Origin of the sequence: Microvirga tunisiensis, assembly GCF_009296175.1 — a bacterium.
Lineage (GTDB): Bacteria > Pseudomonadota > Alphaproteobacteria > Rhizobiales > Beijerinckiaceae > Microvirga > Microvirga tunisiensis.
This window is the reverse complement of the sequence record NZ_VOSK01000005.1, coordinates 74,918-98,200: the sequence shown is the minus strand read 5'-3', so window position 1 is coordinate 98,200 and position 23,283 is coordinate 74,918. Positions and strand designations below refer to the sequence as shown.

At 61.4% G+C, this 23,283-nt stretch carries 21 protein-coding genes; all 21 read right to left on the bottom strand.

Going from position 1 to position 23,283, the window contains the following annotated elements; genetic code table 11:
- Nucleotides 1-3 precede the first annotated feature (3 nt).
- Nucleotides 4-777, bottom strand: a complete 774-nt coding sequence (locus FS320_RS03660; RefSeq protein ID WP_420846698.1) for a phosphatidate cytidylyltransferase — start codon at nt 775-777, stop codon at nt 4-6.
- An 86-nt stretch (nt 778-863) separates the two neighbouring features.
- A complete protein-coding gene (locus tag FS320_RS03655) occupies nt 864-1,631 on the bottom strand; it encodes an isoprenyl transferase (RefSeq protein WP_152709349.1) in 768 nt (255 codons plus the stop codon).
- 27 nt (nt 1,632-1,658) lie between these two features.
- On the bottom strand, nt 1,659-2,219 hold the full coding sequence (gene frr / locus FS320_RS03650; protein ID WP_152709345.1) for a ribosome recycling factor: 561 nt from the start codon (nt 2,217-2,219) through the stop codon (nt 1,659-1,661).
- A 71-nt stretch (nt 2,220-2,290) separates the two neighbouring features.
- Entirely contained in the window at nt 2,291-3,004 is a 714-nt protein-coding gene (gene pyrH, locus FS320_RS03645; protein WP_420846697.1) for a UMP kinase, read from the bottom strand.
- A gap of 71 nt (nt 3,005-3,075) precedes the next feature.
- The gene (gene tsf, locus FS320_RS03640; RefSeq protein WP_152709342.1) at nt 3,076-4,005 is read right to left on the bottom strand and encodes a translation elongation factor Ts; all 930 of its coding nucleotides are present in this window, start codon (nt 4,003-4,005) and stop codon (nt 3,076-3,078) included.
- Nucleotides 4,006-4,110: 105 nt separating this feature from the next.
- Complete coding sequence (locus FS320_RS03635) at nt 4,111-5,133, bottom strand: 30S ribosomal protein S2 (protein WP_152709339.1); 1,023 nt, start codon at nt 5,131-5,133, stop codon at nt 4,111-4,113.
- Nucleotides 5,134-5,278: 145 nt separating this feature from the next.
- Nucleotides 5,279-5,761, bottom strand: coding sequence for a GNAT family N-acetyltransferase (locus tag FS320_RS03630; protein WP_152709336.1), 483 nt, complete (start codon nt 5,759-5,761; stop codon nt 5,279-5,281).
- Between the two features lie 54 nt (nt 5,762-5,815).
- Nucleotides 5,816-9,289: a DNA polymerase III subunit alpha gene (gene dnaE, locus FS320_RS03625; RefSeq protein WP_152709333.1), complete on the bottom strand. Its 3,474-nt coding sequence runs from the start codon at nt 9,287-9,289 to the stop codon at nt 5,816-5,818.
- 394 nt (nt 9,290-9,683) lie between these two features.
- Entirely contained in the window at nt 9,684-10,379 is a 696-nt protein-coding gene (locus tag FS320_RS03620; RefSeq protein WP_152709330.1) for an ABC transporter ATP-binding protein, read from the bottom strand.
- Nucleotides 10,380-10,381: 2 nt separating this feature from the next.
- Entirely contained in the window at nt 10,382-11,674 is a 1,293-nt protein-coding gene (locus FS320_RS03615; RefSeq protein ID WP_152709326.1) for a lipoprotein-releasing ABC transporter permease subunit, read from the bottom strand.
- 6 nt (nt 11,675-11,680) lie between these two features.
- Nucleotides 11,681-13,009: a proline--tRNA ligase gene (gene proS / locus FS320_RS03610; RefSeq protein ID WP_152709323.1), complete on the bottom strand. Its 1,329-nt coding sequence runs from the start codon at nt 13,007-13,009 to the stop codon at nt 11,681-11,683.
- Nucleotides 13,010-13,401: 392 nt separating this feature from the next.
- Nucleotides 13,402-13,737 (bottom strand): DUF1467 family protein, encoded by a 336-nt coding sequence (locus tag FS320_RS03605; protein ID WP_244626950.1) that lies wholly within the window; start codon nt 13,735-13,737, stop codon nt 13,402-13,404.
- 10 nt (nt 13,738-13,747) lie between these two features.
- Entirely contained in the window at nt 13,748-14,152 is a 405-nt protein-coding gene (gene mce, locus FS320_RS03600; protein ID WP_152709320.1) for a methylmalonyl-CoA epimerase, read from the bottom strand.
- Between the two features lie 22 nt (nt 14,153-14,174).
- Nucleotides 14,175-15,848 (bottom strand): ribonuclease J, encoded by a 1,674-nt coding sequence (locus FS320_RS03595; RefSeq protein ID WP_152709317.1) that lies wholly within the window; start codon nt 15,846-15,848, stop codon nt 14,175-14,177.
- A complete protein-coding gene (locus tag FS320_RS03590) occupies nt 15,848-16,678 on the bottom strand; it encodes a biotin--[acetyl-CoA-carboxylase] ligase (RefSeq protein ID WP_338105275.1) in 831 nt (276 codons plus the stop codon). The genes FS320_RS03595 and FS320_RS03590 overlap by 1 nt, the downstream gene beginning before the upstream one ends.
- 2 nt (nt 16,679-16,680) lie before the next feature.
- Nucleotides 16,681-18,120, bottom strand: a complete 1,440-nt coding sequence (gene nuoN / locus FS320_RS03585) for an NADH-quinone oxidoreductase subunit NuoN (protein WP_152709314.1) — start codon at nt 18,118-18,120, stop codon at nt 16,681-16,683.
- A gap of 7 nt (nt 18,121-18,127) precedes the next feature.
- Complete coding sequence (locus FS320_RS03580) at nt 18,128-19,639, bottom strand: NADH-quinone oxidoreductase subunit M (RefSeq protein WP_152709310.1); 1,512 nt, start codon at nt 19,637-19,639, stop codon at nt 18,128-18,130.
- On the bottom strand, nt 19,639-21,681 hold the full coding sequence (gene nuoL, locus FS320_RS03575) for an NADH-quinone oxidoreductase subunit L (RefSeq protein WP_152709307.1): 2,043 nt from the start codon (nt 21,679-21,681) through the stop codon (nt 19,639-19,641). Before nuoL ends, FS320_RS03580 begins: the two co-directional genes overlap by 1 nt.
- 29 nt (nt 21,682-21,710) lie before the next feature.
- Nucleotides 21,711-22,019 carry an NADH-quinone oxidoreductase subunit NuoK gene (gene nuoK / locus FS320_RS03570; RefSeq protein ID WP_027316571.1) on the bottom strand — a complete coding sequence of 103 codons (309 nt, stop codon included), beginning with the start codon at nt 22,017-22,019 and terminating at the stop codon, nt 21,711-21,713.
- A gap of 11 nt (nt 22,020-22,030) precedes the next feature.
- Nucleotides 22,031-22,645, bottom strand: a complete 615-nt coding sequence (locus FS320_RS03565) for an NADH-quinone oxidoreductase subunit J (protein WP_152709304.1) — start codon at nt 22,643-22,645, stop codon at nt 22,031-22,033.
- Between the two features lie 138 nt (nt 22,646-22,783).
- Nucleotides 22,784-23,272, bottom strand: coding sequence for an NADH-quinone oxidoreductase subunit NuoI (gene nuoI, locus FS320_RS03560; protein WP_152709301.1), 489 nt, complete (start codon nt 23,270-23,272; stop codon nt 22,784-22,786).
- Between the last annotated feature and the right edge of the window lie 11 nt (nt 23,273-23,283).

Here is a 23,283-nt window from a genome sequence, read left to right as displayed (position 1 = left end):
TGCCTATGCGGTGAAATGAATGGTCAGAAGAACGGCCGCAACGATGAGGCATACGGCCCAGAAGCCATCCAGGCGATCCATCACGCCACCATGCCCTGGGATGAGATGGCTCGAATCCTTGACGTTGCAATGGCGCTTGAGAGCCGACTCGCCGAGATCTCCGATCTGGCTCGCGACGGAAGCGATGACGGAGATAATAGCTGTACCGAGAAGACCGAATGGCAGGCTCAACCCATATTTCTCCCCGGCCCAGGCGACCAATACCCCACCCAAGGCCCCTGCGACGACGCCCCCGATGAACCCGGACCAGGTCTTCTTCGGGCTGATGGAGGGACAAAGCTTAGGACCGCCGAAGGTGCGGCCCGTAAAATAGGCCGCGATATCCGTTGCCCAAACCACGGCGAACATCCAAAGCAGCCCTAGGATGCCGAGTTCGAGATGGTCGCGCACGATCGGCGGAACGAGAACGATCAGCGACGCATAGAGAAAGCTCGAAGTAGCCCATTTCTTGTTCGATGCCCCCTTCGTGGCGAGGACGCCGGCCGCGAGAAAGGCGAGACCGGCCGCCGCGCCCAAGCCAAAGCTTGCATCGGCCAGAAAAAGCAGCGTCAGAATGGCAAGGCCGGAGCCCAGGATCGCCTGCACCAGCCGGCGCGGCTCAATGCCAGTCATATCGGTCCATTCCACCATGATGGCGATACCGGCTGCCAGCCAGAACAGGGCAAAAGGCCATCCGCCCCAATAGGCCATCACAAGTGCCAAGGCGATCATGACCACGGCGGACAAAATCCGTCTCGTCAGTTCCTTGGATGAGGCTGATTTAGGGCTGGACGGCAAGGATGAACCCTGGTCTGCGACCATTGTCAGCCTGCCCTGACGCTCAAACCACCGAAACGGCGATCGCGCCTGCAGTATTCGTCAACGGCGGACCTGAAAGTCGCCTCGTCGAAATCCGGCCAGAAGCAGGGCAGGAAAACGAACTCGGCATAGGCCGTCTGCCAAGTGAGGAAATTCGATACCCGCTGCTCGCCCGAAGTCCGGATCACCAGATCCGGATCTGGAATGCCATGAGTATCGAGGGCCGCTCCCACCGTATCCATATCGATGTCGGCCGGATCGAGCGTCCCCTCCTGCACCCTGCGCGCAAGAGCTCGCATGGCGCTGACGATCTCCTGGCGCCCGCCATAATTGAAGGCAATGACCAGAGTCAGACCGGTGTTGCCCCGGGTGAGCTGCTCCGCCTCGTCCAGCAGCAACCGGATGTCAGAGGCCAAGCCTTCGCGCTCGCCGATGATCCGGACCCGGATATTATTGGCATGAAGCTCGGCAAGATCGTGGCGCACGAAACGCTTGAGCAGCCCCATGAGGTCGGACACTTCCTGAGCCGGGCGGCGCCAGTTTTCAGCCGAGAAACTGTAGACCGTCAGGTATCGAATTCCGAGATCGCCTGCCGTTCGCACGGCACGGCGAATGGCCTCGACCCCGCGCCGGTGCCCTTCGAAGCGGGGCAGCCCTCTCTGAGCGGCCCAACGGCCGTTCCCATCCATGATGATGGCAACATGGGTCGGCATCCCCTCGCCTGCTTCCTTGCAGGCAAAGCTTGGGGCCGACCTTTTGGCTTCGCCGCTCATATTTCCGTCCCGATGCACGCCTGACGATCAGACGTGCATGATTTCCTTTTCCTTGGTCGCGAGAAGGCTGTCGATCTCGGCTACGAACTGGTCGGTGGCCTTCTGAACCTGATCAGCATGACGCTTGCCATCATCCTCGCTGATCGCGCTATCCTTCTCAAGTTTCTTGAGGAGATCGAGACCGTCGCGGCGGACGTGCCGAACCGCGACACGCGCCTCCTCGGAATATTTATGCGCCACCTTCACCATCTCCTTGCGGCGCTGCTCGTTCATCTCGGGGATGCGCAGGCGGATCACCTGGCCCTCGGTCTGCGGATTGAGGCCGAGGTCCGATTCCCGGATCGCCTTCTCCACGGCGGATACCATGCCCCGGTCCCACACCTGGACGCTCAGCAGGCGCGGCTCCGGCACATTGACGGTGGCAACCTGCGAGATCGGCATCAGGGAGCCATAGGCATCGACCTGAATGGGGTCCAGCAGATTCGGCGAGGCGCGCCCGGTCCGCAGGCTAGCCAGGTCGTTCTTGAAAGCGTTGATGGCGCCCTGCATGCGGCGCTTCACATCGGCGAGATCAAAGGTCGTGGCCATCAGATTCTGTCCTTACGCGAACTATTTAAACGGGCTTACGCTTCCCAGGGTCCAGCATCAAGGCCCTTGGATCAAGGGGCAACGACCGTGGAGGGCACTTTCCCCTGAAGAAGAGCGGTCACCGAGCTGGGAGCGTGCACCGAGCCCACGACGATCGAGAGCCTGCTCTCGCGAGCCAGGGCAAACGCCGCCGTATCCATGACCTTCAGATCCCTGGCGATAGCCTCGTCATGGGTCAGGCGGTCGAATCGGATTGCATGAGGGTCCTTTTTCGGATCCGCCGAGTAGACGCCATCGACCTGGGTCGCCTTCAGGACCGCATCGCAGCGCAGTTCGGCGGCGCGAAGGACGGCCGCGGTGTCGGTGGTGAAGAAGGGATTGCCGGTGCCTCCGGCCAGAACCACCACCTGCCCCTTGTCGAGGTGGTGCAGAGCCGGCTGACGGGCATAAGTCTCGCAGATCGTCGGCATGGAGACTGCCGACATGGTGCGCGCCGGAACGCCGGCCGCGTTCAGGGCCGTCTCGATGGCGAGCGAGTTCATCACGGTGCCGAGCATGCCCATAGAATCGGCGGTGGGGCGGTCGATCCAGCCGGCAGCGCTCATGCGGGCCCCGCGGATGATGTTGCCGCCACCGATGACGACGGCGATCTCGAATCCGGCGCGGGTGGCCTGAGCCAGGTCGGCTGCCAGAGAGGACAGGATCTGAGAGTCGAGCCAGTACCCATCGGGAGCCATCAAGGCCTCACCCGAAAGCTTCACCAGGATGCGCCGGAACGTTGCCATCGTCAGACCTTTCTTTTCGAAACCTCTCATGAAAACGGCGGCTCTTCAGCCGCCGTTTGCCTGGGTTCGATTTAGGCCTTGAGACCGGCCTGGGCGGCCACTTCCGCCGCGAAGTCGGGAGCCTCTTCCTTCTCGATACCCTCGCCGAGGGCAAAGCGGACGAAGGCCTTGAGGGTCACCGGCTTGCCGGCCTTGGACTCGGCTTCCTTGAGGACCTGGGTCACGGTCTTCGAAGGATCGTGAACGAAAGGCTGCTCCAGGAGGGTGACCTCCTTGAAGTAGCTCTTCAGGCCGCTTTCGATGATCTTCTGCATGACATGATCCGGCTTTCCGGCGTTCTTGTCGCGCAGGATGGCGCTCTCGCGCTCGACGGTCGCCTGATCCACGCCGGACGCATCGAGGGCGACCGGGCTGGTGGCAGCCACGTGCATGGCGATCTGGCGGCCGAGCGTGCCGAGAACGGTCACATCGCCCTCGGACTCGAGCGCCACCAGGACGCCGATCTTGCCGAGACCATCGGTCACCGCGTTATGGACGTAGGACGCGATCACGCCCTTGGGCACTTCGAGCTTCGCGATCCGGCGCAGGGTCATGTTCTCGCCGATGGTAGCGATGAGCTCCTGCAGGCGGTCCCTCACGGTCGTCTGCGAACCAGGGAAGTGGGCAGCTTCGAGCGACTCGACGGTGCCGTTGCCCATCAGACCGATCTTGGCGGCTTCGCGCACGAAAGCCTGGAACTGGTCGTTACGGGCGACGAAGTCCGTCTCGGAGTTGACTTCGAGGATCGTGGCGGTGTGACCGGAGGACTCGACGGCAACAAGGCCCTCGGCCGCCACGCGGCCGGCCTTCTTGGCAGCCTTCGACAGGCCCTTCTTGCGGAGCCAGTCGATCGCGGCTTCCATGTCGCCATTGGTCTCAGCGAGGGCAACCTTGCAGTCCATCATGCCGGCGCTGGTCGTCTCGCGCAGCTCTTTCACCATCGCAGCGGTAATGTTCGCCATGGCTTTTCCTTTCAAAGGTTCACGCATAGAGGGAGCCCGGCGCTCGTGGAACGCCGGGCTCGATCATTCGTTCAAGCGGCGCTGCATGTTGCGCCACCGTAAGGCTTACGCAGCAGCCGCTTCGATCATCGAGCGGGCCTGATTGATCCAGCCATCGCGCTCGAGGCGGCCATTCAGCTTCAGATCCTTGTCGAGCTGGGCGGTATCGCCCGGCTGCATGGCGGCCAGCTGCCAGTAGTGGAAGATGCCAGCCTCGTTCAGCTTCTTCTCGAGTTGCGGGCCGACGCCGTTCAGCTTGGTCAGATCGTCGGGAGCGCCACGTGGGGCAGCCAGACGCTCGAACTGCTCGCCTTCATAGGCGGCGACAGCCGTATCGTTCGCCGGGAGCTCCTCGGCCATCGGGTTCTCGGATTCGCCGATGTCGATGCCCATGGCGCCCGCGCCACGGGAGATGCCATCGAGAGCTGCGCGGGCAACCAGATCGCAGTAGAGCGAAATCGCACGGCCAGCGTCGTCATTGGCTGGGACCGGGAAGGTGATGCCGTCCGGATCGCAGTTCGTGTCGACGATGGCAGCCACCGGGATGCCGAGGCGCTTGGCCTCCTGGATCGCCAGTTGCTCCTTGTTGGTGTCGATGACGAAGATCAGGTCGGGCGTGCCGCCCATGTCCTTGATGCCGCCAAGAGCGCGCTCGAGCTTCTCCTTCTCACGAGCGAGCATCAGGCGCTCTTTCTTCGTGAGGCCCTGGCCGCCGCCGGAAAGGATCTCGTCGACCTTGCGCAGACGCGAGATCGAGCCGGAGATCGTCTTCCAGTTCGTCAGCATGCCGCCGAGCCAGCGGGAGTTGACGTAATACTGAGCCGAGCGCTTGGCCGCATCGGCAACCGCATCGGAAGCCTGACGCTTGGTGCCGACGAAGAGCACGCGGCCGCCCTTGGCAACCGTGTCGCTGACGGCCTGAAGGGCGCGGTGCAGCATCGGAACCGTCTGCGCGAGGTCGATGATGTGAATGTTGTTGCGGGTGCCGAAGATGTACTGACCCATCTTCGGGTTCCAACGGTGGGACTGGTGTCCAAAGTGCGCGCCAGCCTCAAGCAGGCTGCGCATCGAAAAATCGGGAAGCGCCATAGTTTATTCTCCGGTTAAGCCTCCGCGGAACAGTGGACCGGTCCAGCCGGCCACCGGGATACCTCATAGGCTTATGAGGTGGATTCCGCGTGTGGGATAGGCGCGCATATAGGGGTAAAGTCGCTGGAATGCAAGCCAAAGGATGTCAGCCCTGGGAGGAGGCCTCAATCGGCTTATCCGTGACCGGAAATCGCTTGTAGAGAAAGGAGTGGGCATGGCCTTGAGGCTTCTCCCCCTCCCTGTTCTCCAGCGTTCCGAAAATATCATAGCCAAGCTTCGCGTAGAAGTTTCGGGCGCGCTGGCTGGAGGTATCCAGCCAAGCCCCATGGCAGCCTCGGCTCAAGACCTCCTCTTCGGCCAATCGCATGATTCTGGCACCGAGGCCCTGGCAGCGGAGGTCCTCCGCAACCCAGAGATATTTGATCAGCAGCCATCCATAGGACGTTCCTCCGATGAGCCCGCCTAGGATCGTGCCTTCACTATACCGGGCGAGAACTCCGAAAGGAGCATAATCGCTCGCCGGAACATTCTGCTTCAAGGAATCGAGAAGGCGTGTCTCGATCTCCGCCGCGAAGGTGTCAGGATCAGGCTCGACTGTTATGCGGATATCAGGAAGACGCTCATCCATAACCTCACCGATGAGTTAGTGGCTCATGCCGTAGCATAAGCCGCCCTGACCGGCTCAGTTCATGTGCACGTCCACGACACCCGGCACGGCACGGAGCGCTCCGGCGATCTGGGGGCTGGCCATGTACTTGCCGGGCAGCTTGACCTCGACCTCTCGGTCGCCGTCGTCGAGGATGAGCACGAGGGAGACTTCACCCTCGCCTCGTACCTTCAGCCGCTCGAAGACGCTCGTGATCGGGCGTTCGTCGCGCAGGAAGATCCGCATGCCCTTCTGGTGCTTGGCGACAGCCTCCTCCAGGGGCTCGGCCATCCCGATGCGCGCCCTCACCTCTTCGCCCTCGACGCCGGCCTGCAGCATCAGGACCACGGCCGATCCGGGCTCCAGGACATCGCGCAGACGTTGGAGTCCCTCGGAGAAGATGATGGCTTCGAACTGCCCGGTCTGATCCGACAGGGTGAGGATGCCCATCTTGTTGCCGGTCTTGGTCCGGCGTTCCTGACGATCCAGGATCGTGGCGGCAACCCGCCCCACGGAATTGCCGGCTTTCACCGAGCGGCAGAATTCGACCCAGGTCTGTACCCGCAGCTTCTTGAGAAGATCGCCATATTCATCGAGCGGATGGCCCGAGAGGAAGAAGCCGACGGCATCGAATTCCCGCTGCAGCCTTTCCGCGGTAGGCCAGGGCTCATAAGGCCCGATGCGCAGTTGCACATCCGCCGAGGCGACCCCGCCGAACATGTCGATCATGCCGCCATTGGCTGCCTCATGCGATTGCTGGGCAAGGCTCATCATGGCGTCGATTGAGGCGCAGGCCTTGGCTCGATCCGGCTCCAATTCGTCGAAGGCGCCGGCAGCGGTCAGGTTTTCCAACGTGCGCTTATTGAGCATGCGCGGATTGATCCGCCGGGCGAAGTCCGCAAGATCCTTGAAAGGCTTGTCACCCCTCGCCTCGACCACGCTCTCGATGGCCTGGCGTCCGACGCCTTTGACAGCAGCGAGCGCGTAGAGAATCTGGCCTTTGCCGTCCGCATCATACTCCACGTCAAAGACCACGCGCGAGCGGTTGATCGAGGGCGGGATCACCTTGAAATCGAGGCGCTGGGCCTCACGGCGGAATTCGGATAGCTTGTCGGTGTTGTCGAGATCGAGCGTCATCGACGCGGCCAGGAACTCGACCGGATAATTAGCCTTGAGATAGGCAGTCTGGAAGGCAACCAGCGCATAGGCCGCCGCGTGGCTCTTGTTGAAGCCGTAATCCGCGAACTTGGCGAGAAGGTCGAAGATCTCGTTCGCCTTCGCCTTGTCGAGACCGCCTTTGGTGGCACCTGAGACGAAGCGCTCACGCTGGGCGTCCATCTCGGCCTTGATCTTCTTACCCATGGCGCGACGCAAAAGGTCCGCGTCGCCGAGCGAGTATCCGGAGAGGACTTTCGCCACCTCCATCACCTGCTCCTGGTAGACGATGATGCCGAAGGTCTCGCGCAGGATCGGCTCCAGCTTGTCGTGCGGGTACCAATCCTTCTTGTTGTGCTCGTCCTTACCAAGCTTGCGCGCGCAATAGACCGGAATGTTCGCCATCGGGCCCGGGCGATAGAGCGCCACGAGAGCGATGATGTCCTCGAAACGGTCGGTTTCCATCTCGACGAGCGCTTTGCGCATGCCCGCCGATTCCACCTGGAACACGCCGACCGTCTCTCCGCGCTGGAGCATCTCGTAGGTCTTGCGGTCGTCGAGCGGCAGGGCCGAGAGATCGACCTCGATCCCTTTTCGCCGGATGAGGTCGACAGCGGTACGCAGGACGGTGAGCGTCTTGAGACCCAGGAAGTCGAACTTCACGAGGCCTGCCTGCTCGACCCATTTCATGTTGAACTGGGTCACGCGCATGCCGGTCTTCGGGTCTCGGTAGAGCGGGACCAGTTCCTGAAGCGGACGGTCGCCGATCACGACGCCGGCGGCATGGGTCGAGGCGTGCCGATGAAGGCCTTCGAGTTTCTGCGCGATGCCGAGCATGCGCTTGACGACCGGCTCCTCATCGATGGCCGCCTGCAATTTCGGCTCGCCCTCGATGGCTTGCGCAAGTGTCACCGGATTGGCCGGATTCTGCGGCACGAGTTTGGTGAGCTTGTCCACCTGACCGTAAGGCATCTCAAGGACGCGGCCGACATCGCGCATCACACCGCGGGCGAGCAGCGTACCGAAGGTGATGATTTGCGCGACCTGCTCCTCGCCATAGCGCTGCTGCACATATTCGATGACGCGCTCGCGACCCTCGACGCAGAAGTCGATGTCAAAGTCCGGCATCGAGACACGTTCAGGATTAAGAAAGCGCTCGAAGAGCAAAGCGAACCGCAGTGGATCGAGATCGGTGATGGTGAGCGCGTAAGCAACAAGCGAACCTGCACCCGAGCCACGGCCCGGACCGACCGGAATGTTGTGATCCTTCGCCCACTTGATGAAGTCGGCCACGATCAGGAAGTAACCCGGAAACTTCATGTTCCGGATGATATTGATCTCGTAGGCAAGGCGGTCGCGGTAGTCCTGCTCGGTCAGGCCCGGTGCGGGCCCATGCGCGGCGAGACGCCTTTCAAGTCCCTCTTCCGCCTGTCGTTTCAACTCCTCGCCTTCGTCCAGAGAGGCGGCATCGGGGCCTGTGCCGAAATTCGGCAGGATGGGTTTGTGGGTTTTCACGCGCGTTGCGCAGCGCATGGCGATTTCGACGCTGGCCTGTAGCGCATCCGGCAGATCCGCGAACAGCTCCATCATCTGCCGGCGCGTCTTGAAATGATGCTCCGGCGAGACGCGGCGCCGATCAGGATTGGAAACAATCTGCCCTTCAGCGATGGCCAGAAGGGCATCGTGTGCTTCGTAATCCTTCGCCGACGAGAAGAAGGGCTCGTTTGCCGCGACGATGGGCAATCCGTTGCGGTCCGCCAGAGCGAGCAGTTCTCCTTCGATCAGCCGTTCATCTTCAAGGCCGTGGCGCTGAATTTCCACATAGAGCTGACGGCCGAAGGCGTTCTTGAGAATGTCGAGCCGCGCTTGCGCCAAGTCCTGACGTCCACCGTTGCGCAGGGCGCAATCGAGCGGTCCCGAGAATCCGCCGGTCAAAGCGATCAGCCCGTCGCTATAGGCCGACAAAACCGGCGCCATCACACGCGGATCCTCCCCCAAAGGCACGCCGAAATAGGCGTGGCTCACGAGACGCATGAGGTTGCGGTAGCCCTCCTCCGTCTGCGCGAGCAGCACGATGTCGGACGGCTGCGGCGCCACGCGGGCGACCGGGTCCGGCTCCTCGAAGCACACGGAGAGTTGGACACCCGCGATGGGCTGGATACCGGAGCCTGCGAGTTTCTCGGAGAATTCGAGGGCGCCGAAGAGATTGTTGGTATCGGTGAGAGCAAGTGCCGGCTGCTTGTCGGCGGCGGCGAGTTTTGCCAGCTGCGCGACCTTCAATGCCCCTTCAAGCAATGAGTATGAGGAATGGACATGCAGATGGATGAAACCGATATCGTGAAGTATGCGCGCCATAAAACTCTACTCATCGAACGGCACGCATAGTGGCACGATTCTTTGCTAAGGAAGCCTAACCTCCGATCTCAAGGACTATGTTCCTGTGAATCCCGGTGGGTTGTTGTGGATCCCGGTATCAAGCGATGGGAGAAAGGACCAGAGCCCAGATTGCCACGGCTGACCCGAACATTGCGAGGGAAGCGATTTCGGCGGTGGTTTCGAGGATGAAGCGAAGCATGGTTTTGATCTCCGTGTTCCCAATATGTTCATCCTTGTTCATTGAATGTTCTGTGTAAAGCCTGTGCAGACTCCAGCCTCCGGACGGAGTCAACAGATCGTTAAGGCGCAAGGGAGCACCCGCTACCAGGGCGCGGAGGCGGCTTTGATCGCGTCAGTCGATGCTGCTGAGGCGCTACGGCAGCTGGACGATCAGGCCATCGCGGATCGTCACGCGCCGGTCCATCCGGGCTGCGAGATCCATGTTGTGCGTGGCGATCAAGGCAGCGAGCTTCGAGGCGCGGACGATGGCGACAAGCGTCTGGAAGACGCGGTCTGCCGTATTGGGATCGAGATTGCCGGTAGGTTCGTCGGCCAGGAGCAGGCGTGGAGCATTGGCGACGGCGCGGGCGATGGCGACGCGCTGCTGCTCGCCGCCAGACAGTTCGCCGGGACGGTGATCGAGGCGCTTCCCCAAGCCCAGGAATGTCAGAAGCTGTGTCCCACGATCCTGAGCCTCCGTCTTCGGCAGACCGCGGATGAGTTGCGGGATCACCACGTTCTCAAGCGCTGAAAACTCCGGCAGGAGGTGATGAAACTGGTAGACGAAGCCGAGTTCCTCGCGCCGAACGCGGGTGCGTTCCTGGTCATTCATGGCGGCCGTCTGTTTCGCGCCGACGAAGACCTCGCCCCCATCGGGCTTTTCGAGCAGGCCCGCCAAATGAAGCAGAGTCGACTTGCCTGTGCCTGAAGGCGCGATGAGAGCAACGATCTCACCAGGCCAGATCGCGAGATCGGCGCCGCGCAGCACCTCCAGAAAGCTGTCGCCTTGCGGATAACGGCGCTCGACCTTGGCGAGATACAGGGCGGGTTGTGACTGGGCTGGCGACATACTTATCCGTAACGCAACGCTTCGACCGGATCGAGCTTTGCGGCCCTCCAGGAAGGATAGAGGGTCGCCAGCAGCGACAACACCATCGCCATGATGAGGATAGTCGCCACTTCGGTCGGATTCACCTCTGCCGGCAGACGGCTCAGGAAATAGAGCTCCGCCGGGAAGAGATTGGTGTTCGTCAATCGTGAGATGACATCGCGGATGGTTTCGACATTGAGCGCGAGCAGCAGCCCGAGGCCGAAGCCCGCAATCGTTCCCACGATGCCGATCGACGCGCCGGTGATCAGGAAGACCCGCATGATGGCGCCCCGCGTCGCCCCCATGGTGCGCAGGATTGCGATGTCCTCCGACTTGTCCTTCACAAGCATGATGAGGCCGGAGATGATGTTGAGCGCAGCCACCAGCACAATGAGCGTGAGAATCAGGAACATCACGTTCCGCTCGACCTCGAGCGCACCGAAGAACGTTCGGTTGCGCTGGCGCCAATCGGTCATCAAGATCGGGCGGCCCGCCGCCTCGTCGATGGCGACGCGGGCCTCGTCCACCTTGTCGGCGTTATCGAGATAGACCTCGATGAGCTGCACATCGTTCTGCCGATTGAAGTAGTTCTGCGCCTCGGTCAGCGGCATGAAGACGAAGGTCGAGTCGAATTCCGACATGCCGATCTCGAAGATCGCCTTGACCGGGTAGCCCTTGACCCGAGGTGCGGTGCCGAAGGGTGTCGAGGCTCCCCTCGGCGTGATGAGTGTGAAGGTATCGCCAGCCTGGAGCGAGAGGGCATCGGCCAGACGCCGACCGATGGCAACCCCCTCGCCTTCCTCGAAATTCTCGAGCGTGCCCTGACGCAGACTGCCGGCGATATGCTCAATCTTCCGCAGATCCTCCGGGCGGATGCCGCGCACCAAGACGCCGCTGCCGTTGTACTGCGAGGAGCCGAAGGCCTGTCCCTCGACGAGGGGAATGGCACGCTTGACCCCCGGCACCGCCGCGATGCGCGCCGCAACCTCCGGGTAATCGGTGAGCGGACTCTCGAGCGGCGCCACGAAGATGTGGCCATTGATGCCGACGATCTTGTCGAGCAACTCCTTGCGGAAGCCGTTCATGACCGAGAGAACCACGATCAACGTGGCGACGCCGAGCATGATGCCGAGGAAGGAGAAGCCGGCAATGACCGAGACGAAGCCTTCCCGCCGCCGCGTGCGCAGGTAGCGCCCGGCGAGCATCCACTCGAAGAGCGAGAAGGGTTTCGTCGTCCCGGCTGGCGCCGTCTTGGCTTCTCTGTCCTTGGCCATGACAGCTTATCTATGCGTTGTGAGGCGGGCGATCACATCCTCGAGCGCGAGATGCTCACGCTCTCCGGTGGCGCGATGCTTCAACTCCACCTTGCCCTCGGCAAGCCCTTTCGGTCCGATCAGAACCTGCCACGGAACTCCGATAAGATCGGCGGTCGCGAACTTGCCGCCCGGACGCTCGTCTCGATCGTCATAGAGCACGTCGCGTCCGGCGGCGCCCAACTCGCGATAGAGACGCTCCGAGGCGGCATCGGTCGCCGCATCACCTGTCTTCAGATTGAGGATCGCCACGTCGAAGGGAGCAACCGCTTCCGGCCAGACGATGCCGTTCTCGTCGTGGCTCGCCTCGATGATGGCAGCGATCAGACGGCTCGGGCCGATTCCGTAGGAGCCCATATGAACTGGCTTCTCCTGCCCGTCAGGTCCCATGACCTTCGCGCCCATGGGCTCGGAATACTTGGTGCCGAAATAGAAGATGTGGCCGACCTCGATGCCGCGGGCGGACATCTTCTTGTCCTCCGAAACCGCGTCGAAAGCCGCTGCGTCGTGCATTTCGGACGTGGCCGCATAGAGCGAAGTCCACTTGTCGACAGTGCTCTGCAGACCAGGAATATCGTCGAAATTCGTGTCGGCCGGCGGAAGGTCGAAATTCAGGTAGTCCGCGTGGCAGAAAACCTCGCTTTCGCCAGTCGAGGCCAGGATGATGAATTCGTGGCTGAGATTTCCGCCGATGGGGCCCGTATCGGCACGCATCGGGATCGCCTTCAATCCCATCCTGGCGAAGGTCCGAAGGTAAGCCACGAACATCTTGTTATAAGAATGCACGGCGCCTGCCTGATCCAGATCGAAGGAATAGGCATCCTTCATCAGGAACTCGCGCGAGCGCATGACGCCGAAGCGCGGGCGTACCTCGTCACGGAACTTCCACTGGATGTGATAAAGGTTCAGCGGCAGATCCTTGTAGGAGCGCACATAGCCCCGGAAGATCTCCGTGATCATCTCCTCATTGGTCGGGCCGAAGAGCATCTCGCGCTCGTGCCGGTCCTGGATGCGCAGCATCTCCTTGCCGTAGGCGTCGTACCGGCCTGATTCCCGCCAGAGGTCAGCCGACTGGATCGTGGGCATGAGAAGTTCGATGGCACCAGATCGGTTCTGCTCCTCCCGGACGATGGCATTGACCTTGTTCAGCACCTTCAACCCGAGCGGCAGCCAGGCATAGATTCCCGCCGCTTCCTGGCGGATCATGCCAGCGCGCAACATCAGACGATGGGAGACGATCTCCGCCTCCTTCGGCGTCTCGCGGAGAATGGGGAGGAAGTAGCGGCTCAAACGCATAGGGCGCCTTTGGGTCTCGATCAGAACAGGAAAAGGGTAGCGACTCGCTTCCAGCACACAACACAGGCCCTGGGGAAAAGACAAGCTGTCATCGCCTGACGGGACCTGCGGCGAGATGGATTAGACCAAAGATCAATACAAGAAATGCCGAAAAATGCATCAGAAAGTGCCCATAAAAGGTGACACCGCTCGGCAAGGTGACTATAAACAAAACGCTAACGTCTTAGACCTTCAAAGGTCAGAGGCTACGGTCCGAGTTTCGGGAGGAACAAGATCTCCAAGCGCCATGAGGCGCTGGTCTTAGAAAGCCAGGGATCAAAAATTGCCAAAAGGCAGTTTAGGCAAGGCGAAAGCCTTGCTTTTCTTTTTTGGGCCTTCCCTTCTTCTTCCGATTAAAGGCCAGTCAGCGGAAAAACCGCCGCGACCACTACGAGAACGATGGACGCGATGAACGTCGTCCAGATCGCCTTTTCCCGCAGGGCCGGAAGCGTCGGCGCCCCAGGCTCGCTTCCTTGGACGACCTCCCCGCTTTCCGCTTGGCTGCGGACGCCGAAGGGCAGGACCGCAAAGAGCAGGATCCACCAGATCACGAAATAAAGAGCCAAGCCTCCGCTCACCCTCAGGCCAAAAGCAGTGACGGCAATGGCGACGGCGATGCATGACACGACCACGACGACCGCAATCGTGGACCAGAGCGATCCCGCCAGATTTTTTACAAAGCTTATCAACAGCTTGTCCTCAGGCTTGCTCAAGTTCGATGAGTGTGCCGTTGAAATCCTTAGGATGGAGGAAAAGCACAGGCTTTCCATGGGCCCCGATCTTAGGCTCGCCGGAGCCGAGTACCCTCGCCCCGGAATTCACAAGCCGATCCCGCGACGCGGCGATATCGTCCACCTCGTAGCAGATATGATGGATGCCGCCGTCGGGGTTCTTCTCCAGAAACCGGGCGATAGGCGATTCTCCGCCCAAGGGCTCCAGGAGCTCGATCTTGGTATTGGGCAGGGTGATGAAGACGACGGTGACGCCGTGCTCTTCCAGCGCCTCGGGTGGTGAGACGTCGACCCCCAGAGTCTTACGATAGACTTCTGACGCGGTTGCAATATCGCGTACGGCGATGGCCACATGGTTGAGACGTCCGATCATCGGCATTTTCCCCTTCCGGACCTTACGCCTCGATGACGAGCACGTGGCAGGCGGGCTTCTTGCCCCATTCCTGATTCACGGCTGCGCGGACAGCCCGGTGGACGGCATTCTCAACGGCCTCCGGATCCCGCCGCTTGGCTTTCGACAGACCATCCAGCAGATCGGCCACGGTGTCGGCAATGATGTCCGTCAGGTCGCGCCCATGCCGGTTCTTGTCCGGCAGGCCCATGGCATCGATCACAGGATCGCCGACGAGCTCCCCCCGGTCATCGATGGCAATCGCCACTGTGACGATACCGGCGAAAGCAAGCTTGCGGCGCTCCGGCAGGGCCCGCTCACCTGCTCCGATGACGATGTTGCCATCGCGATAAAGACGGCCCGTCGGAATATTGTCGACGATCTCGGCAGGACCGGGCGAGAGGCGCACGACGGTTCCATTTTTCGCTCGAACGACCTCCTGTACACCCTGGGCTCTCGCAAACTTCGCATGCTCGCTCAGGTGCAACGGTTCGCCGTGGGCAGGAATGGCAATACGCGGCCGGGTCCATTGGTACATCTGCGCCAGTTCGCCCCGACGAGGATGGCCGGAGACGTGAACGAGCTCCGTCCGGTCGGTGATGACCTCGATACCTTGTTCGATCAGGCTGTTGATGATCGAGCCCACACCTTTCTCGTTCCCGGGAATGGCACGGGACGAGAAGATTACCCGGTCTCCTGCCGAGAGCGCGATATCCGGGTGCTCGTCCTGTGCAATACGGGCAAGAGCCGCCCGGGGCTCGCCCTGCGAGCCCGTCAGGATGGCAACGATCTTGTCACGAGGCATATAGCCGAAGTTTTCCGCGGAGCGGAATTCCGGCAGGCCGTCAAGGAAGCCGCATTCCTTTGCCACATCGACCACCCGATCCATGGCACGGCCAACCACCACCACCTCGCGACCGCACTCGCGAGCCGCTTCCGCCACGGAGCGGATGCGCGCAACGTTGGAGGCAAAGGTAGTGACCGCCACGCGATGCGGCGCATCCTTGATCAGCTGCGCCAAGTTCTTGGAGACATCGGATTCGCTTGGGCTCGTACCTTCGCGGACCACGTTGGTGGAATCGCAGATGAGCGCCAGCACTCCCTCGTCACCCAAAGCACGGAAGGTCTCTTCCGATGTCAGGCTGCCGAGATAGGGCGTGTTGTCGAGCTTCCAGTCACCCGTATGCACCACGAGCCCGTGAGGCGTGCGGATGGCGAGAGCATTGGATTCCGGGATCGAGTGCGCGACAGGCACATATTCGATATCGAAGGAACCGATCTCCAAACGCTGACCGGGCACGATTTCCCTGAGATCGACCTTTGGGGCATCGGCCTCCGACAAGCGACGCGTTTCCAACAGGCCGATGGCGAATTTCGTCGCGTAGACCGGGACGTTAAGGCGCGGCCACATCTCGACGAGGGCACCGATATGGTCCTCGTGCGCATGGGTGATGAAGATGCCCAGCAGGTTGTGGCGTTCTTCCTCGATGAAGCGCAAATCGGGATACACGACGTCGATGCCAGGCAGGTTCTCCTCACCGCCGAAACCCATGCCGCAATCGACCAGAATCCACTGCCGATCGTCCTCTGGCCCGAAGCCGTAGAGCGCGGCATTCATCCCGATTTCGCCGAGTCCTCCGAGGGGAAGAAAGACCAATTCGTCCTGGTGGGAAGCCATTAAATTTGAGACCTTTTCGAGCCAGCGCTAGGCTTGGCTATATCGTGCAGCAAATTGGGAAAATAAAGGTCGCCTGCATCGATGAGTTCCATCCGATCGTCGCTTTTCAGCTGCAGACGCCCAAAACGGTCGAGCCCCTTGAAGACGCCCATCTTATCGCCCGAGGGAAGTCGAAGGGTCACCTCCTGTCCGACTCCCGCCGCACGCTCAAGCCAAAGCCGCCGAATCGCTCCGAACGAATCTGATGCATTCATCCGGGCTGACATGCGCCACGCCGAGAACGTTCGGGCGAAAGCGGAGGACAGGGCGCGGAATATCTCGTCCCTGTTAAGGCCAGACTTGACAGCCTGCAACGCGGAAGCTGGGTAGGGCGTACCGGTGGGCGCGAAAGCCACGTTCACCCCGAAGCCGATGACGATGGCGAGTGGTCCGTCAGGTTGAAGTCGATGACCTTCCAGCAATAGGCCGGACACCTTGGCGCCATCGAGCAGGAGGTCATTCGGCCATTTCAGGGAAAGGCGCGGCGCGCTGACACCCGTGACGGACTCGACTGCCTCATGCAACGCTAGCCCGGCCACGAATCCGAGCTGCGGTGCAGACGGCGTATCGCAAGGATCGATCAGAAGCAGGCTGGCATAGAGATTTCCGGGAGGAGACGACCACTGCCGGCCATGCCGCCCCCGTCCCGCAAGCTGCTCGGCCGCAGTGATCCAAATCTGTCCGGGATCACCCGACCGGGCAGCCTGGAGTGCGTCGTCGTTCGTCGAGTTCGTCGCCTCGAGCGAGAGAAGCCGATAACCGGCGGACTCAGTCTCAGGCGACAGACGCACGATCAGAACAAGGAGCGCGCGGCGGCGCCCGCTGCGTTGACGATGGGGGCCGGGACAAGCCAGAACAGCAGCACCACGGCGCTCGACACCACGAGGACGAAGCTCACGCCCGGCGACATGCGCTCGAACCTCTCGACCGGCGCATCGAAGTACATGACCTTGATGATGCGCAGGTAATAATAGGCGCCGATCACGCTCGTCACGACGCCGATGACAGCAAGGGTCACGAGGTTGGCTTGGATGGCGGCGGCAAAGACATAGAACTTGGCGAAGAAGCCTGCCAACGGCGGAATGCCGGCCAGCGAGAACATCATCATGGCCAGGCAGAACGCCAGCGCAGGATGAGTGCGGGCAAGGCCCGAAAGATCGTCGATCGACTCGAACATCACATTGCCCCGGCGCATGCCGAGGATGACTGCGAAAGAGCCGAGCGTCATGGCAAGGTAGATCGCCATGTAGATGACGACGCCCTGGATGCCCTCCGGCGTGCCGGCAGCAAGACCGATCAGCGCATAGCCCACGTTGCCGATGGAGGAATAGGCCATCAGGCGCTTGAGGTTGCGCTGGCCGATGGCCGCGAAGGAACCGAGAGCCATCGAAGCGATCGAGATGAAGACGATGATCTGCTGCCATTGGATCAGAATGCCTGGGAAGGCATCGATGAACACGCGGGTGGCCATGGCCATGCCGGCCATCTTGGGGGCAGCGGCGAAGAAGGCTGTCACAGGAGTCGGAGAGCCCTCATACACGTCCGGCGTCCACATGTGGAAAGGCACAGCAGAAATCTTGAAAGCGATGCCGGCAGCGACAAAGACGAGGCCAACGATGGCGCCGATGCCCACATCGCCCTGCAGGACCGTGGCGATAACCGGGAAGGACACGCTGCCGGTGAACCCATAGACTAGCGAGGCGCCGTAAAGCAGCATGCCCGAGGAGAGCGCACCGAGCACGAAGTACTTCAGGCCAGCCTCGGTCGAGCGCAGGTTGTCACGGTCGAAGGCCGCGATCACGTAGGACGAGAGGCTGAGCAGTTCGAGACCGAGATAGAGCGCGATCAGGTCGTTCGCCGAAATCACCATCATCATGCCAATGGTCGAGAGCACGATCAGGATCGGGTATTCGAACCGGTAGATCCCCTCGCGGCGCATATAGTCCAGAGAGAGGATGATCCCGCCGGCGGACGCCAGGAGCGTGAGCGCCTTCATGAACTTGGCGAAGCCATCGACCACGAAGGAGCCGGCCATGGTCTCGACCCGCTCGGACGGAAGCATCAAGACCGCCACGAAGGTGACGGCGAGAAGCGCCAGCGCAATGATGCTCATTCCATAGCCCGGCCGTTCGCCGCGAAAAGCGCCGAACAGGACCAGGACGAGAACTCCGACTGCCATGAGGATCTCTGGCAGCATCGGACCGAAAGCGGGAATGGTGAAGGCGGGATTCATCGGAACCTCAGTGTGCGGCGACAGCGGCCGTTTTCACAGTGGCGAGCGCAGCCTGGACGCTGTTCATGAGCGCATCCGTCGGTGCCGCGAAGGCGTCGAGGATGGGGCCGGGCTGCACGCCGTAGTAGATGATGAGCAGGATGAGCGGTGCGAAGGTGATGATTTCGCGACGATTCAGATCCGTGATGCCCTGAAGGGCCGGCTTGTCGAGCTTTCCGTAAACCACGCGCCGGTAGAGCCAGAGCGCATAGGCTGCCGAAAGGATCACGCCGCTCGCGGCGAAGAAGGCGACCCAGGTGTTGGAGCGGAAAGCTCCCATGAGGGTCAGGAATTCGCCGATGAAGCCTGAGGTACCGGGCAAAGCCACGTTCGCCATGGTCAGGATGAGGAAGACCGCCGCGTAGAGCGGCATCCGGTTCACCAAGCCGCCATAGGCCTTGATCTCGCGGGTATGCATCCGGTCGTAGATCACGCCAACGGACAGGAAGAGCGCGCCCGAGACGAGGCCGTGAGAGATCATGGTGAACATGGCACCCTGGATGCCCTGCTCGTTCATGCTGAACAGGCCCATGGTGACAAAGCCCATATGCGCCACCGATGAATAGGCGATGAGCTTCTTGATGTCCTCCTGCATCAGGGCGACCAGCGAGGTGTAGATGATCGCGATGACGGAGAGAGCATAGACCAGCGGGGCGAAATAGAGCGACGCATCCGGGAACATGGGCAGCGACACTCGGATGAAGCCGTAGCCGCCCATCTTCAGGAGAACGCCGGCCAGGATGACCGAGCCCGCCGTCGGCGCTTCCACGTGCGCATCAGGGAGCCAGGTATGGACCGGCCACATGGGCATCTTCACCGCAAACGAGGCAAAGAAGGCAAGCCAGAGCCATATCTGCAGGTTCGACGCGAATTTATAGGCAAGCAAAGTCGGAATGTCGGTCGTGCCTGCGGTCCAGTACATGGCCATGATGGCCAGAAGCATCAGAACGGAGCCAAGGAGCGTGTAGAGGAAGAACTTGAAGCTCGCATAGATGCGCCGCTTGCCGCCCCAGATGCCGATGATGAGGAACATCGGGATGAGGCCCGCCTCGAAGAACAGGTAGAACAGCACGAGGTCGAGGGCGCAGAACACGCCGATCATCGTGGTCTCGAGGACGAGGAAGGCGACGAAATATTCCTTGACCCGGCTCTCGATTGATTCCCACGAGGCCAAAATGCAGAACGGCATCAGGAACGTGGTGAGCAGGATGAGCGGCATCGAGAAGCCGTCGACGCCGAGCTTGAAGCGGATGGTCTCGGTCAGCCAGACATGGCTTTCCACGAGCTGGAACGAAGCCGACGATACGTCGAAGCGCGCCCAGGCCACCAGCGACAGCAGGAAGGTCGCAATCGTCGTGGCAAGGGCAGCCCAGCGGGCGTTGGAGCGAGCTGCCTCGCTGTCGCCACGCAGGGTCAGGATAAAGGCCGCTCCGACGAGCGGCAGAATGAGAAGGCCGGAGAGAATGCCGAAGCCAAGCATTAGTGGGCTCCCCTGAAAAGATAGAAGGTCACGAGAGCCGCAACACCGATCAGCATGGCGAAGGCATAGTGATAGACGTAGCCCGTCTGGACCCGCACCACGCCGCGCGTCACGTCGAGGACGCGCGCGGAGATGCCATCAGGTCCAAGCCCGTCGATGATGCGCTGGTCGCCCGTGCGCCAGAAAAAGCGTCCGATCGCCATGGCTGGACGCACGAAGATCGCATCGTACAGCTCGTCGAAGTACCACTTGTTCAACAGGAAGCGGTACAGGATCGGATGATCGGCCGCGAGCTTCGCCGGCTGCTTGGCGTCGACGATGTACATATACACCGCGAGCAGGAAACCCAGGATCATCATGATTGTCGGCAGCAGCGGCACCCAGCCCGGGAGGTGGTGCATCTCCTCAAGGATGTGGTTCTCCGGACGGGTGAACAGAGCGCCCTTCCAGAACTCTTGGTAACCCTCGCCGATAAAGGCCCCGTGGAAGACTACGCCAGCCACGACCGCGCCGATGGCGAGCACGATGAGAGGCAAAAGCATCACAAGTGGGCTCTCATGAGGGGTGTGAGCCCCATGGTGACCGTGTTCATGCTGGGCATGATGCGCCGCCTCGACGTCGCGGCTGTGATCGTCATGCTCCACACCCTCGTGGTCATGCGGAGCATGGGCGGAATGACTTTGGTGTCCATGACCCCAGCGTGCGGCTCCCTCGAAGGTGAGGAAGAATAGACGCCAGGAGTAGAACGAGGTCATGAAGGCGGCGACGACCGTAGCCAGGAAGGCGAAAGAGCCGGCCGAGGAATGAGCCGCGTAGGCCGCCTCGATGATCGCATCCTTCGAGTAATAGCCGGCCGTGAACGGGAAGCCGGTAAGTGCCAGCGTGCCAATCGCCATCATCGCCGTGGTGAGCGGGATGTAACGGCGCAGGGCGCCCATGTGGCGCATATCCTGCTCATGGTGCATCGCATGGATAACCGAGCCGGCGCCCAAGAACAGCAGCGCCTTGAAGAAGGCGTGCGTGAACAGGTGGAAAACACCAGCGCCGTAGGCGCCGACGCCCAGACCGACGAACATGTAGCCGAGTTGCGAGCAAGTCGAATAGGCGATGACGCGCTTGATGTCGTTCTGAACCAGACCGATGGTCGCGGCAAAGAAAGCCGTGATGCCGCCGATGATGGTAACGACCGTGAGAGCCGCCGGAGCATACTCGAAGACCGGAGACAGGCGAGCGACCATGAATACGCCGGCGGTCACCATGGTGGCGGCATGGATGAGCGCGGATACCGGGGTTGGGCCTTCCATCGCGTCCGGGAGCCAGGTGTGCAGCAGGAACTGCGCTGACTTGCCCATGGCGCCCATGAAGAGCAGCAGGCCGGCAATGGTCAGGGCATGCCACTCGATCCCGAGGAAGTTGAACCGGGCATTCGCGAACTCGCCGACGCGCGGGAAGATCTGGTCGAAGGTGACGCCGTTGAACAGAACGAAGATCGTGAAGATGCCGAGCAGGAAGCCGAAATCACCGACACGGTTGACGATGAACGCCTTCATGGCGGCCGCGTTGGCCGAGTCCTTCTGATACCAGAAGCCGATGAGCAGGTAGCTCGCGAGGCCCACGCCTTCCCAGCCGAAGAACATCTGCACCAGATTGTCGGCCGTCACCAGCATGAGCATGGCGAAGGTGAAGAGCGACAGATAGGCGAAGAATCGCGGACGGTGCGGATCTTCGTGCATGTAGCCGATGGAATAGAGATGCACGAGCGCCGAGACGGTGTTGACCACCACCAGCATCATGGCGGTCAGTGTGTCGATCCGGAACGCCCAATCGACCTGGAGATCGCCGACCGACATCCATTGAGCGACCTGGACGCGGGTGGCACCGTCGCCGAAGCCCACCTGGATGAAGGACACCCAGGACAGGACGGCCGCCACGAAGAGCAGAGCCGTGGTGATGATTTCGCTCGGCCGGGCGCCGAGGACGCGCCCGAAAATGCCTGCGATGAGGAAGCCGACGAGCGGCAGGAAGACGATTGCGTGATACATGTTCGTTTACTTCGCCAGTCCGTTCGGGCCTAGCCCCTCATCATGTTGACGTCTTCGACCGCGATGGAGCCGCGGTTGCGGAAGAAGACCACCAGAATGGCAAGGCCGATGGCCGCCTCCGCCGCCGCGACCGTGAGGATCAGCATGGCAAAGATCTGACCGACGATATCGTTCAGGTGGGTCGAGAAGGCGACCATGTTGATGTTCACTGCGAGCAGGATCAGCTCGATGGACATCAAAATGACGATCACGTTCTTCCGGTTGATGAAAATGCCGAACACCCCGAGCGTGAAGAGCACGGCGGCGACGGTGAGATAGTGGCCCAGTCCGATAACCATTGCGTGCCTCCTTAGATTCCCTGACGGAAGGGAACCTTCCGCACTTCGACGGCGGTTTCCTGCGTCCGGGCGTTTTGCTTGGAAATGTCCTGGCGCCGTACGCCCACACGCTCACGCAGGGTCAGCACGATTGCGCCGATCATGGCGACCAGCAGGATCAGGCCGGCTGCCTGGAAGAAATAGAAATAGCGGGTGTAGAGAACCTGGCCGAGCGCCTCGGTGTTGGTCATGACGTCGGGCGCCGGAATCGGAACGGCCGGCGAGCGGACGAGCCCCGGATCGACCGCATAGGCACCTACGACCAGGATCAGCTCGAGCAGGAAGATCACGCCGATCAATCCGCCGATGGGCAGGTATTGCAGGAAGCCCTGGCGTAGCGCGGCGAAGTCGACGTCGAGCATCATCACGACGAAGAGGAAGAGCACCGCGACCGCGCCCACGTAGACGATGACCAGGATCATCGCCAGGAACTCGGCCCCCATCATCAGGAACAGCCCCGCCGCATTGACGAAGGCCAGGATGAGGAAAAGCACCGACTGCACGGGATTGCGGGAGGCAATCACCATGAAGCCGGAGGCGATCGTGATCGTCGCGAACAGGTAGAAGAAGGCGGCGGTAACCGTCATGTTCAACTCAAGCCGCCCGAGGCGGCCCCTTCCGACGTGGCGCCGGAGAATCCGGCGGCCTGTCTATAAAATCCGAATCCGAAGGGCACAACCCGCCGGACCTGCTTGCCCCCTGCCCTAGTCGGGTAGAAAGCTCTCTTACCGGTAAGGCGCAGTCTTCGCGATGTTGCGCGCGATTTCCCGCTCCCAACGCTCCCCATTATCGAGAAGCTTGGCCTTGTCGTAATAGAGTTCCTCGCGGGTCTCCACGGAGAACTCGAAGTTCGGGCCTTCCACGATGGCGTCCACCGGGCACGCCTCCTGGCACATGCCGCAATAGATGCACTTCACCATGTCGATGTCGTAGCGCGTCGTGCGGCGGGTGCCGTCGTTGCGACGCGGACCGGCTTCGATGGTGATCGCCTGGGCAGGGCAGATGGCCTCGCAGAGTTTGCAGGCGATGCAGCGCTCTTCCCCGTTGGGATAGCGACGCAGGGCGTGTTCACCACGGAAGCGAGGCCCGCGATGGCCCATTTCGAAGGGGTAGTTGAGGGTCGCCTTCGGCTTGAAGAAGTACTTCACCGTCAGGATGAAGCCCGAGATGAACTCCTTCAGCAGGAGGGATTGGGCAATGCGGTCGAGCTGCATGGCCGATCTCC

Coding starts and splice junctions, on each gene's coding strand:
- FS320_RS03655 (WP_152709349.1), bottom strand. CDS start 1,631: ATGAGCGGCGAAGCCAAAAGGTCGGCCCCAAGCTTTGCCTGCAAGGAA.
- frr (WP_152709345.1), bottom strand. CDS start 2,219: ATGGCCACGACCTTTGATCTCGCCGATGTGAAGCGCCGCATGCAGGGC.
- pyrH (WP_420846697.1), bottom strand. CDS start 3,004: ATGGCAACGTTCCGGCGCATCCTGGTGAAGCTTTCGGGTGAGGCCTTG.
- tsf (WP_152709342.1), bottom strand. CDS start 4,005: ATGGCGAACATTACCGCTGCGATGGTGAAAGAGCTGCGCGAGACGACC.
- FS320_RS03635 (WP_152709339.1), bottom strand. CDS start 5,133: ATGGCGCTTCCCGATTTTTCGATGCGCAGCCTGCTTGAGGCTGGCGCG.
- FS320_RS03630 (WP_152709336.1), bottom strand. CDS start 5,761: ATGGATGAGCGTCTTCCTGATATCCGCATAACAGTCGAGCCTGATCCT.
- dnaE (WP_152709333.1), bottom strand. CDS start 9,289: ATGGCGCGCATACTTCACGATATCGGTTTCATCCATCTGCATGTCCAT.
- FS320_RS03620 (WP_152709330.1), bottom strand. CDS start 10,379: ATGTCGCCAGCCCAGTCACAACCCGCCCTGTATCTCGCCAAGGTCGAG.
- FS320_RS03615 (WP_152709326.1), bottom strand. CDS start 11,674: ATGGCCAAGGACAGAGAAGCCAAGACGGCGCCAGCCGGGACGACGAAA.
- proS (WP_152709323.1), bottom strand. CDS start 13,009: ATGCGTTTGAGCCGCTACTTCCTCCCCATTCTCCGCGAGACGCCGAAG.
- mce (WP_152709320.1), bottom strand. CDS start 14,152: ATGATCGGACGTCTCAACCATGTGGCCATCGCCGTACGCGATATTGCA.
- FS320_RS03595 (WP_152709317.1), bottom strand. CDS start 15,848: ATGGCTTCCCACCAGGACGAATTGGTCTTTCTTCCCCTCGGAGGACTC.
- nuoN (WP_152709314.1), bottom strand. CDS start 18,120: ATGAATCCCGCCTTCACCATTCCCGCTTTCGGTCCGATGCTGCCAGAG.
- FS320_RS03580 (WP_152709310.1), bottom strand. CDS start 19,639: ATGCTTGGCTTCGGCATTCTCTCCGGCCTTCTCATTCTGCCGCTCGTC.
- nuoL (WP_152709307.1), bottom strand. CDS start 21,681: ATGTATCACGCAATCGTCTTCCTGCCGCTCGTCGGCTTCCTCATCGCA.
- nuoK (WP_027316571.1), bottom strand. CDS start 22,019: ATGGTTATCGGACTGGGCCACTATCTCACCGTCGCCGCCGTGCTCTTC.
- FS320_RS03565 (WP_152709304.1), bottom strand. CDS start 22,645: ATGACGGTTACCGCCGCCTTCTTCTACCTGTTCGCGACGATCACGATC.
- nuoI (WP_152709301.1), bottom strand. CDS start 23,272: ATGCAGCTCGACCGCATTGCCCAATCCCTCCTGCTGAAGGAGTTCATC.